Origin of the sequence: Neomesorhizobium albiziae (assembly GCF_900114255.1) — a bacterium.
Lineage (GTDB): Bacteria > Pseudomonadota > Alphaproteobacteria > Rhizobiales > Rhizobiaceae > Neomesorhizobium > Neomesorhizobium albiziae.
Genome location: NZ_FOSL01000060.1, coordinates 1 through 10,973 on the forward strand (window position 1 = coordinate 1; position 10,973 = coordinate 10,973).

The window sequence follows — 10,973 nt, forward strand, 5'->3', positions numbered from 1 at the left end:
ACAGATGTCGTCGAGCCAGTCGTAGATGACCATCCAGTTGCGCGTGGCTTCCACGACGGCATGAGAATTGTCCTTGTAGCGGTCCAGAAACGCCGCGATCGAATGCCGGTCATTCTTCACCCGGCCCGAGCGCAGTGTTCGCCCGCCGCCGTCCTGAACGACGAGATGGCTATAGGATTTGTGGTAATCCACGCCGATATGATAATCGTAAGACACGGTCGCACTTCCTCCGTTATTGAGAGCCTCGAAACCCCAATACGGTACGCCGCAAGGCAGGAAGTGCGACTGACCCTCCATCGCCATCAACATCTTTAGCGATCCGTTCTTCCAGTGAGCGCGACCTCTTTCATGCCACCTCCATTGATGCTGGGCCCGGCGTCCAGTCGTGAGCCCGTATCTCATCATATCGGGGAGCAGCCACCTTCCAAGATCGTGATCGGATCCAGAGGGGCCTCGTGCCCGCAATTACACCATGTATGTCCGCCTCTGTCGGTGGAGACGGCTCGCCCTACACTGCGCGTCCGAGGATTGCTCGGGTGGACCGAGCCGATCCTCATCAAAGGAGGACGAGCTGTTACAGATTATAGAGAAGCATTGTAAGCGGGCAGTTTAGGCCGTTCAGCTCTGGTAGTTCCATGAGGGCGTCGATGTCGCTGTTGGGCCAGCCGTTGGCGATGCGCTCGAGTCTGGGTAAGCCAGGCGTGCGGATCGACCTGATTCATCTTGGCAGTGGCCAGCAGCGTGGTGATGGTAGCCCATGTGCGCTCTGTTCTTTCGCGTAATTGTCTGCGGCCTGATCGCACGCTCGACGGTGTTGGAGTCGAGCTCGATGCGGCCGTCGGCGAGGAAGCGCTCGAGCGCGGCACGCCGGCCGAGCGCATAGCGGATCGCCTCGGCGGGCTTCGATTTGGCCGAGGCTGGAAGCTCGCGGCTGATCCTAGGGCTGCTTCCGAAGGTGCGCAGGTGCGACCGCAGGAGGCGATCATCTTCAGCGCGTCCGCGCGTCCGGACGCAGCGCCGCAAGCAAGGGCCGGAGTTTATGCTTGCGGCGGTGCTTTTCGATCAGCACGTCGATCCTTGTGATCCAGTCCTCGAACCGGCCGGCGGCGTCATAGGCGAGCGCCGCCTTCTCCAGCCACTGCGCCGCCAATTCATAGAACCCCGACTGCCCGGCATCCATGATGCCGCAAGCCATGCGCTCGCACACATCGATCACCCAGTCGGGATGGCTGGCATGCGCGGCTTCCGCGAGCCGCATGAGGACCGCGTCGGACGGATGGCTCAGCATGTTCTTGCGATCGACGGATCGCACCGCCTCCTCGATCATGCCTTCGCCGAGGAAAATCTCAGTCCGGTCGTGAGCGTACTTCGCGGCCGCCAGGATCCCCAGGAGTTGGGAACGCAGTTCGCCCCATTCCGATCCCGCCAGCTGCGCCGCAGCCTCGAAATCTTCAAGCGACAGACTGCGCTCGAAGGCCAACCGCGCCGCCACAAGAGCAGGCGCGCGTCGCCCTAACAGGACGGCGGTGTCGCGCAGCCAGCGCGCAAGGGCAATCGCCTCATAAGAGCGGCCATCGTCGCCTTGCAGCGCCAGCCCTCGTTCGGCGAATTCCAGCGCCGCGTCGATCTGCCCTGTCCCCTTGAGGAGCCGCGAAAGCTGGAGGACCTCTTCGGCGGAGCGGAACCTTTTGCGCGCATAGTCCACCGCATTTGCAATGCGCCCGAGCCGGACCAGCATGGCAGCGTGGTCGCCATGGCTTCCTGCGGCCCTTGCAAGGTTCAGGAATTCTTCTGTCCGCCCGCTGATCTCGAGAACCCGCAGCCGCGCTTGCGTCAGCCGCGCCGTCGTCCAGTCGCCATTGCCGGAGAGCGGCCAGGAGCGGCCTCTTCCGGCAAGAACGTCCTCGAGGCCGATCTCGTCCCAGCCCTGCTCAAGCGCATCGATCGCGACCTGCAGATGGTCATCGAGGCCGTATCCATCGAGCATACCCTGCCAGACGTCGAGCCGGACCATTAGATCGTCGCGTTCCTCCGGGGTAAGATCGCTCATTAGCACCGCCTCCGCGATCATCTGGCCGAGGACGGGAACGAATTCGTGCAGCGTCTCGTCCCAGTCGGCCTGCTCGCGCCACGCCTGCACGAGCGCCTCCGTCACCGACTCCAGGATCTTCAGTGCATTGCGTCCGTCGCCGGCTTCGAGGAACGGCCTTGCTTTGCCGATCAGCGCCGAGAAGGCCTCTTCATCGACGATGACTCCATGGTCGCTCCAGCCATGCCGGCGCGAATGGCGCCGCGACAGCAGCGCCTCGGCCTGCCGCCTGATTGGCTCCGGGTCGACGGTGGTTCGGCGCCCACCCGCCGTATCGCCGCGCGGCACTCCGGCGGCCATTTCCGTCTCGAGCCAAAGTGCCAATGCCGGATCCGCCTCGGCCCGCTTGACCAGCAGTGCCGCCAGGGTCTGCCGGTCGAGGCTTTCGAGCATCTCGTCGAGGGAGGGCCGCTGCGTGACCGCGCCGGGGGCCTTAAGGTATTTGAGGAGCACGGCGACGACGTGCTTGCACGCGCCGCCCCAGTCATAGGGGCAGGAGCAGCGCGTTGCAGCGACTCCGCCATCGTGAAGCTCGATCGTGACGGCGTAGGGCGTGTATTCGCTCCCTTCGACCTCGGCGGTCAATCGGTTGCTGCGGCGCTCCAGCCCGGATACGGCACCGCTGCGAAGATACTCCCGGCCGCGCGCGAAGGACTCCACGGTCGCCAACGCACGTACGGCATCTTCGCCAAAAGCAGGATCCTTCATGATTGTTCGTGCTCCTCCTGACCTGAGTTTTGCAGCGAGCCTGTGCGCTTGATATGCCCTCAAATATGCATCTATTGTGCGTTATGGATCACCAAGGTTTTTGCGTGAAACAGGCTCAGCATACAGACACCGCAATGGTCTCCGGGTTCGTCGACAGCCTCCAAGAGCCACTAACTCCCGATATCTCGTCAAAGCGTCTGTCGCGAGCTTTGGGCTAAAGGTTGCGAATCTGGCGCAACTCACAGGCGTTTATCTTAACACCTTGCGCAATCCTTCGTCGGAACGGCTGCAGTGCAGGATGCGCGATATGGTGTAGGTGATTTCGCGGCCACGGAACTCACGGGCGACGTACTGGTATCGTAACGACGCGATCACCGATTACGGACACCGAACGGCGGCCGAACTCGTTGCCGAAGGCCAGGTCGAGGCTCTCGCCTATATCCGTGATCTCGAAAACGCCGCGCGGGTGAAAGTCACCCCGGCCCCGACGAGACCTTACATCGCTACCTGACCCCCAAATGGCCTTGCTGCCCATGAGCGGCGCAGGTGCGGCAATCGGCCGGGTACGGAAGCGCTCTGTCTTTCGCGCGCGCCCCAGACCGCGCTCGAGGAGTAAAAGCAGGGGGCCAGCCTCACGCGCCCGAGACACTGGCCGCCGCAAGATTTCGCTCCCCCGGCGCCTGGCGTCAGATCGCCCGCAGTGACAAAAAGGTGCCTCCGTCCTCGGAGCTTTCGGATCAGGTCGTTACCGCCGGGCCTCGCGGCATTCTGTTTCCATCGCTGCGCCATGCGGGCGGCACCAACGTGGTGAGAGCCAGCGTTACGATCTAAGCGGATCACAACTCCGGCGGTGAGCGGTCGTGGGTAGACCCGCCTCAAGCGCGAACGCAGTACCTATCGCGCGTGACGATCATGGCCAGTTAAGGTTAACGCTCCGTTTACGTCGCAATCGGCCTCCCACGCGACGCCTGAGGAGTCGCGGCGGAGTGCATTGCGCTAAAGCCCTATCAGTTGTGAGTTCGCTCCAGCGGCGAACATGTGGGAGGCAAGACGTCAGCCTTCTGGCGCGTTCAACAGGATTTCCAACCGTCGGACGCTCTCGAGAACCAAGTCGAAATTTGGCACAGGCCCAAAGATCATGGCGGTCATGGCAACATAGTCTCGCCGCAGGGCGTCAACCATTTCGTCATGTGGCAGCAGGGCGAAGGTCGGCGGTTCGGCTGATGCAAGGTCGTAGTCCTTGCGGTTGAAAAACATGCGAGCATGGGCCACGCAGTCGGCGCCAAGATCCTTGTTCGCGATCGCCGGGCGACCGGTTTCGGACTCCATGAGCCGATGAATGTCATAATAGTGGCGCGAGATCCGTTGTCCGCCACCACGCAGTTCACTCCGACGCTCAAACCAGCGCCGCAGGCCATGAAGGATCACGACCTTGTCCCAAAAGGTCCGCTCCGGATCGACCGTAGTGACGTTGGCCACGCTCAGATCGAGACTTGGCGCGTCCTCATCGACATAGGGTCGAATGATCTGCAGCGTGTTCGGATCGAGTGCCGACTTCGCGCCTGACTCAATCTTCACCGCCGGACGGACATACGCCTCAACAGGCGTCGCGGTCGGATACCAAAGCAGGAGGGTCTGCCTGTCATCCTCGTCAGTTCGTACCTGAAAATCTTCGAACGGCAGTCCCGTGCGCTCTGCGGCGGCAGCTACCAATGCGTCAAGGCCTCCACCATCGGTCCTTGGATATAGGCCGTACAGGCGTTCTTGATGGCATCTAGCTTGGCCTCGCGCCTGGTGCGACTAAGTTTCTGAAGTTCGGCGATCGACGTCCCTTCCCTCAGATCATCGCGAAATTAGCAACGTCGTGTCTTCCGAAAGGCGGCTGATCAGGCCGAACCCCTTGGAAAGGGAGGTGCCGCCTTTGAAGAGTAGCCGTGGGCTGTCGTTAGGCAGGCCATTGAACAGCGCGTCCAAGGTCCAGCAGACCCAGAAGTCCTTTTCGATATTCTGCGGCGTGGAGTTGAGACGCTGAGCTGTTGTTGTAAACAAGCCCGCTCTTGTCTCGGCGTCGGCGCTCAGGACCTGGTCGTCTTGGTCTTGCCGCGTCCCGCAGTTGGCACATGCCCTCCAGCTGATCAAGGAGAGTTTGTCGCACAGAAGCTGCCGTTCCTGCTACCTACAATTCACCTCGATTGCTGCTTCGAAGGTCAGCGGCAGGTTTGGAGGAGTCGGGATGGCATCGAGGTCGTAAAGGAATTTAAAGCTCTTGAGCTATCGTTCATAAGCAGCTGTCGCGAGTGGATATGCATGTGTTTCAGAACGCCCAATCACGACCATTCGGAGCAATCCAAGAAATTGCGCTTGGTTGTTTGCATCAGTGTTGTGCTCTCGACAGGCGCGGAAGGCATCAGTAATTCTGCGCGCCCGCAAGCTGAAAGGTCCCCTCACGCGATTTTGCGCCATTCGCAGCGGTCCAGCCTGCCGACTCGGGTCAATTGGTGGGATCCATGTCGGCGAATGTGGACGCTGATGAGCGTCTTGGCGTCAAAGGAACCCCGTTTAGGTCAAAATGGCGGCCTTGGTGGGACAGTGTGCCGCTTTTCACTGCCTTAATAAGGATTTCGCTGGCTTCCGCATAGTGGCCTGGCGCCGCGTCCGCACCAATCCCGAAGTAACCCAATTCGGGAGAGCCGCGCCCTATACCAGTTCGAGCCGGCCACCGCTCAATTGGTCCAGCATACGGATCTCTTCGAACGCACGCAGCGGATCGGCCAAGGCTCGCCAAACCACCAACGCTTGATTTGTCCCATCTATTCGCATCAGTCATGCTTTCAGAGGCGCTTGATCTCGATGCCGTATTTCCTCAGCACATAGCCAATCTGGCGCGGCGTCAGTCCAAGCAGGCGCGCCGCCTTTGCCTGCACCCAGCCACATCTTTCCATGGCCGCGATGACACGCTCGCTATCGATCATCTTCGCACCATTTAAAGGGGCTGCGCCGGCCGGCGCTAGCGGTGCCTGCTCGCTGACGACAGGCGGGACCGCAACAGCGGCCGAAGTAGCGGCCTCAGCCGGCGGCGTGGCCGGCTTCACTGGCACCGGTACGATCGGCCCCGGTTGCAGCGCGATCTTGCCTGATCCGCTCTTCCACAGAACCGCGGAAAAGCACTGGCCGTGGGAGCAGGCAAAGTCGTTTCTGACGATTGATGGTCCCGGCGCCAGGATCGCTGTCCGGTGCACGCAATTTTCGAGCTCGCGGATGTTGCCGGGAAAACCACAGTTCATCATTACCTCAATCGCACTCGCATCGAAGGCCAGCGTACGATCGTTCTCGCTGTTAAAACTCTTGAGAAACTCAGCTGCGAGGAGCGGAATATCACTGCGCCTTTCGCGTAACGCCGGCACCAGCAAGGGAACCACGCTGATGCGATAATAGAGGTCGGAGCGGAACTCGTTCCGTACAACCGCTTCTTCCAGGTTCTTGTTCGTGGCGGCAATCACGCGAACATCGACCTTAATGGTCTGGTTGCTGCCGACGCGCTCAAACTCCTGCTCCTGCAGCACGCGCAGTAGCTTTGCCTGGAACGAGGCCGAGATCTCGCCGATCTCGTCCAGAAACAACGTCCCCTTGTCGGCGAGCTCAAAGCGCCCCTTGCGCGAATTGAACGCGCTGGTGAAGGCACCCTTCTCATGACCGAACAATTCGGATTCCAGGACTGTCTCAGGGAGTGCCGCGCAATTAAGCTTTATGAAGGGCCGCTTGGCGCGCGGCGACAACTCGTGAATGGCCTTGGCAACCAGCTCCTTCCCGGTACCGGATTCGCCTCGCAACAGAACCGTGGTCTTCACCTTGGCTACCACCGCGATCTTCTCGAGCAGCGCGTGCAGCGCCGGACTGTCGCCAATTATCCCCTTGACGTGAACCTTCTTACGCTCCCGCGCAGGGTGCTTGATCTCGGAGAATTGCTTTTGGAGCCGGTCCTTCTCCGCCATCGGTCGCTCGCGGTCGCACGCGAACAAGCGATGCAACTTCACTGTCTGTCCCACCAGGTTGGCGATCATGGTAAGCAGCCGGACGTCGTAATCGAGCCGAAACCTCGACCTATTGTCCAGGACGCGGTCGATGGTCAGCGTGCCCACGACGTTCGCATCGACGCGAATGGGAACGCCGATGAACGACACTGGTATGGTGTCGGAGGCCCCGAGCACGTCCATGTCGGCGGCACTGAAGGCCGAATGCACCGCTATGTTCTCGGCGACGAGCGGCGTGTCCGTCGTCACAATCTGGTCGATTGCCTTCCGCGGCATGCGCATCCGGTAGCGCTCATCGCTGCTCTCGCTCCAGCCGGCGTCTACGGTAATGTCCGGTGCGCCATCACCGTCGAAGAGAGAGATGATGCCGTGCCGCATCTGTACAAACGATCGCAGGAGATCGACGACCTTGGCCAGCGTGACTTCGAGCCGGGAGGGGGCGGTGAGGACTTTCGATATTTCGAAGATGCCGGTAAGCGCACTCTCGTGCGACGGCACAATAGGGACCGCGTTGTTCGTCTCAGACTTTGAGTTAGCTCTTTTCGCGTCCTGAAGCGATATGCAGCATGATGGCGTCTCCCTGGCACTTTGTTCGGATTTGCGAGTATTGTGTTGCATGTCATCCTCGATCTCGCGCCATGAAATCAATGCTCGCGGCGTGTACGCCGCGACGTCGTCCGGCGCGTAGACGCCCTCGGCAAATGGCATTGGCGCCCGAGCCGTCGTTGACCGGCACCAGCACGAGCGTCTTCGCCCCGCAGGCTGCCGCATAATCGGCAAGCTTGCTCGCCTCGGCCTCGCGGACGGGAGTCCACTCGTTGAAGCGCCGCAAGGCGTTGACGGAGATTATCGTGACGCCCGCTTCGGTGGCGGCAGACCGGACGTCCGCCGCCGGCATGCCGCGTGCAACAGGATTGCTACAGAGATCGTTGCGGATGTCGACTTCTGTCAGGCCGAGGTCACGGGCAAGCGTGAAAAATGCCCTGACGTCAAGTCGGGGCACCGCCATGTGGTCGAGTGCAAAGCGGGGCGATGCCTGGCGCATGACTTGGCTTTCCTTCCATGAAGCGCGACCGTCGTTCTCGGCTTTCTGGCTTCTGCCATGAACCGCACGTTGAGACCGGAATGAGGGAGGAGAGTCAATCGAAGCTTCTTTCATTTGCGAAAGGAAACTCGGCGCTTCTGATAGACTTTCATCAGTTTCATATATTTTCCGGCAGGTAGATGTCGAACGGCAGAAATGTCTGCCCCGGCGTCTCCGCGGTGCCGGTCTCGATGGCCCGGGCCATCAGCGTCATCAGCTCCTGGCAAAGCCGGCGCAGTGGCGTGGCGACCGCCATCGTGACGATGTCATCTGCGAGCGCCGCCCGCGACTCCGGCGTGATTTCATTCACGATCGCGACGAGATCCCGACCTTTGCCCTCCTCGCGGAGCGCGGAGATGGCGCCCTCCATGCCCCCGCCGGCCACATAGAAGCCGACGAGCTCAGGTTGTCGCTGCATGAGATCCAGCGCGGCCTCGTAAGTGATCTGCCGTTTCTCGAGGTTCACGAGCGTATCGAGCACCTCGAAACTCGGCGCGTTCTCACGGAAATAGGAGCGAAAGCCGATTTCGCGGAGCTCGTGCCCCTGGAAGCGGTGGCTGCCGACGAAGACCGCCACCTTGCCGGGCCGTTTTGCGACCTTGGAAAACATCCAAGCGGCCGTCCGCCCGACCTTGCGGTTGTTGAGGCCAATATAGCCCTCGCGCACGCCGGCGGCAAAGTCGGAAAGCAGCGAGATTACCGGAATGCCTTTCGCCTTGAGCTCCTCGACCGCTGCCGTGATCTTCGGGTGGTCCGGCGCCACCATGGCGATCGCGTGGCAGCGTCCGCCAAGGTCCTTGAGCAGAGCGATCAGATCCCCCGGCACATGCGACGATGCAAATTCGACGCGTGGAATGCCGTGGAAGGACTGGGCCAAACTGACCGCCGCTTCGACCTCGCGCGCGAAGTCTTGGTAGAAATGCTGGGCGGGTTTTCTCAAGATGAAGCCCAGCCGATATTGCGGCAGATCACGCTGCAAGCGCTGCTTGATGAGACCGGCAGCATGATACCCGACGGCGTGGGCGGCCTCGTAGACGCGTCGCGCAGTCTCCTCCCGCACCGGATGGCGGGCGTTCAGAACCCGATCGACAGTAGCCACGCTGACTCTGGCTTCTCGGGCGAGATCGGCAATTGTGGGACGCTTGGCCATGGTTCAATTCTGATAGAATGTCATGAGGGATGCAGAATTCTGCCCTGCGCTGTTGCCGCCTGCGCCCACGGCTTGCTTCTCCCGCAATCCGGCGGCGGCGCCGTGCGAAGTGCTCGCCGGCACCTTCAAGCGGGTGACATGGGCACTCAACCGATGAGACGTGATCCGGGTTGGCGGTGACGTCGTGGCCTTCCTTACGGCGAGCGCAGCCATCGCGAGGGCTGATCGCCTACGATTCAGCCAGTCACTCCGAGGGGGAGCTCGCTAACAAACCGATCGACAGCGCAAGCAGCGCGGCGTCAAAGACAGTTCTCAAGTCCACGGGCGGTAAGCGGTCGAGCGGCGCGCGTTATGCTCAAGATAGCTCATCGCAGGCTCCATCCTCCGCGGTGGTTCCCTTCGCCGAGCCGGCATGGACCTTTCGCGATTCGGAAAGCTGACCTGGCCGGACGAAAGCACGTCCTCGAAAGCGTGGACCGTCAGCCATTTGACGGCCTCCCGGGTGTGTATGGATGCAATGTCGTGCAGGTCCGCATCCTGCCGAACACCGAGTTGCCGCATGCCTCACGCCCCCTCGTCGCGCTCGGAAGGCCTGCTCCAATGCAGGGTCCACACGCCGTCTTCGGTGTCGGATCCGAACAAGCTGGCGCGGATCGGCTGTTTGAAGCTCGGATCATCGACAACGACCGAGAGGTAGGCGCCCACCTTCTCCCCGGTGCGATCCCACGCAGCGCCGACTTCCGCGGCGTCGCAGAAGACGCGATGGTCCGGCGAATCTTCGGTGCCCCCTTCCCTGGCCGGCAGGATGACCAGCTTGGCGTCGAGCGTCAGCGTGCGGATGTTGCCGAAGAAGCCGTCCTCGTTGCGGGTGAATGTGCCGATCTGCGGCATTACTGCTGCTCCTCTCGATGCTTGGTGGATGAAGCTTGTGTCGAAGGGTCGCTGCCTCCTGGCTGGGCGGGCAACTGGGGGATAGTCGAGCCGGTGCTGCCAGCGCTAACTCGTCCGGGTCTCCATGATCGACAGCGCATTCGACGATCAGCATTCCAGGCGTAACCCGGCGCGTGTCGATGTACGTTCGTTTTGTTTGGGGCGTCCATAATTTTGCACTCACCAAGTGTAGCGCTTCTGATTTCATCGGCCCGCGAAGCGCTGTTTGGAGCCCTGCGGGTCGATTGTTAGTGCTTGTGAGCAGCCCGGCGACTTATCAGGCCGCGATGCTGCGACCTGACTCGGCGGGCGCGCGATCGGTGGTTGACCAGTTAATGTCTCGGCAAGCTGATGACCGCAGAAGGCGGCTTGCAAATGCGCTTGGTCCAATTCGCCTTCCCAGCGGGCGACGACGAGCGATGCCACCGCGTTACCGACGAAATTCGTCAGAGCCCGGCATTCCGACATGAAGCGGTCGATGCCAAGGATCAGAGCCATGCCAGCAACGGGAACAGTCGGCACTACGGAGAGCGTAGCGGCCAGCGTGATGAAGCCGGCACCTGTGACACCTGCTGCACCCTTCGAGGAAAGCATCGCGACGAGCAGCAGGAGGACCTGATCGCTAATTGACAGATCCGTATTCGTCGCCTGCGCGATGAAGAGGGCCGCCAGCGTCATGTAGATATTGGTGCCGTCCAGATTGAAGGAATATCCGGTCGGGATGACGAGACCCACGACCGAGCGCTTGGCGCCGGCCTTCTCCATTTTCTCCATGAGAGAGGGCAGCGCGGCCTCCGAGGAGGACGTTCCGAGGACCAGCAGCAGCTCTTCTTTGATGTAGCGGATGAGAGAAAAGATCGAGAAGCCGTTGTAACGACAGACCGCGCCGAGAACCCCGAACACGAAGAGGAAGGCAGTGAGATAGAACGTCGCGACCAGCATCGCGAGGTTGACCACCGAACCGATGCCGTATTTGCCGAT

9 protein-coding genes and 3 pseudogenes are annotated in these 10,973 nt (G+C 61.2%); 1 reads left to right on the forward strand and 11 read right to left on the reverse strand.

Annotation, left to right across the window (positions count from 1 at the left end; all coding sequences use genetic code 11):
- The 3 genes and pseudogenes from F3H98_RS30185 to F3H98_RS30195 all read right to left on the reverse strand — a co-directional run.
- Positions 1-309: pseudogene (locus F3H98_RS30185) on the reverse strand (IS110 family RNA-guided transposase); the annotation flags it as partial.
- A gap of 265 nt (positions 310-574) precedes the next feature.
- Positions 575-915 (reverse strand): annotated as a pseudogene (locus tag F3H98_RS30190) (IS66 family transposase); the annotation flags it as partial.
- A gap of 73 nt (positions 916-988) precedes the next feature.
- On the reverse strand, positions 989-2,797 hold the full coding sequence (locus F3H98_RS30195; RefSeq protein WP_149764630.1) for an SWIM zinc finger family protein: 1,809 nt from the start codon (positions 2,795-2,797) through the stop codon (positions 989-991).
- 316 nt (positions 2,798-3,113) lie between these two features.
- Here F3H98_RS30195 and F3H98_RS32745 point away from each other — a divergent pair, with 316 nt between their 5' ends.
- On the forward strand, positions 3,114-3,308 hold the full coding sequence (locus F3H98_RS32745) for a hypothetical protein (RefSeq protein WP_425294896.1): 195 nt from the start codon (positions 3,114-3,116) through the stop codon (positions 3,306-3,308).
- Positions 3,309-3,850: 542 nt separating this feature from the next.
- On the opposite strand, the gene F3H98_RS32475 is transcribed toward F3H98_RS32745, so the two are convergent.
- From F3H98_RS32475 to F3H98_RS30240, 8 genes and pseudogenes are all read right to left on the reverse strand, one after another.
- Positions 3,851-4,510 (reverse strand): nucleotidyl transferase AbiEii/AbiGii toxin family protein, encoded by a 660-nt coding sequence (locus F3H98_RS32475; RefSeq protein WP_342211653.1) that lies wholly within the window; start codon positions 4,508-4,510, stop codon positions 3,851-3,853.
- A 129-nt stretch (positions 4,511-4,639) separates the two neighbouring features.
- Positions 4,640-4,936, reverse strand: coding sequence for a nucleotidyl transferase AbiEii/AbiGii toxin family protein (locus F3H98_RS32480; protein WP_342211654.1), 297 nt, complete (start codon positions 4,934-4,936; stop codon positions 4,640-4,642).
- Positions 4,923-5,590 (reverse strand): annotated as a pseudogene (locus F3H98_RS32205) (LLM class flavin-dependent oxidoreductase); the annotation flags it as partial. The pseudogene F3H98_RS32205 and the gene F3H98_RS32480, both read right to left, overlap by 14 nt.
- 38 nt (positions 5,591-5,628) lie before the next feature.
- Entirely contained in the window at positions 5,629-7,446 is a 1,818-nt protein-coding gene (gene nifA, locus F3H98_RS30220) for a nif-specific transcriptional activator NifA (protein WP_149764632.1), read from the reverse strand.
- A 1-nt stretch (position 7,447) separates the two neighbouring features.
- Positions 7,448-7,873, reverse strand: coding sequence for a hypothetical protein (locus tag F3H98_RS30225; RefSeq protein WP_244622014.1), 426 nt, complete (start codon positions 7,871-7,873; stop codon positions 7,448-7,450).
- 157 nt (positions 7,874-8,030) lie between these two features.
- Positions 8,031-9,062, reverse strand: coding sequence for a LacI family DNA-binding transcriptional regulator (locus F3H98_RS30230; RefSeq protein WP_149764634.1), 1,032 nt, complete (start codon positions 9,060-9,062; stop codon positions 8,031-8,033).
- Between the two features lie 564 nt (positions 9,063-9,626).
- A complete protein-coding gene (locus F3H98_RS30235; RefSeq protein WP_149764637.1) occupies positions 9,627-9,953 on the reverse strand; it encodes a DUF736 domain-containing protein in 327 nt (108 codons plus the stop codon).
- 243 nt (positions 9,954-10,196) lie between these two features.
- Positions 10,197-10,973, reverse strand: a 777-nt coding sequence (locus F3H98_RS30240) for a cation:dicarboxylate symporter family transporter (protein ID WP_149764639.1), incomplete at its 5' end; no start/stop codon positions are given.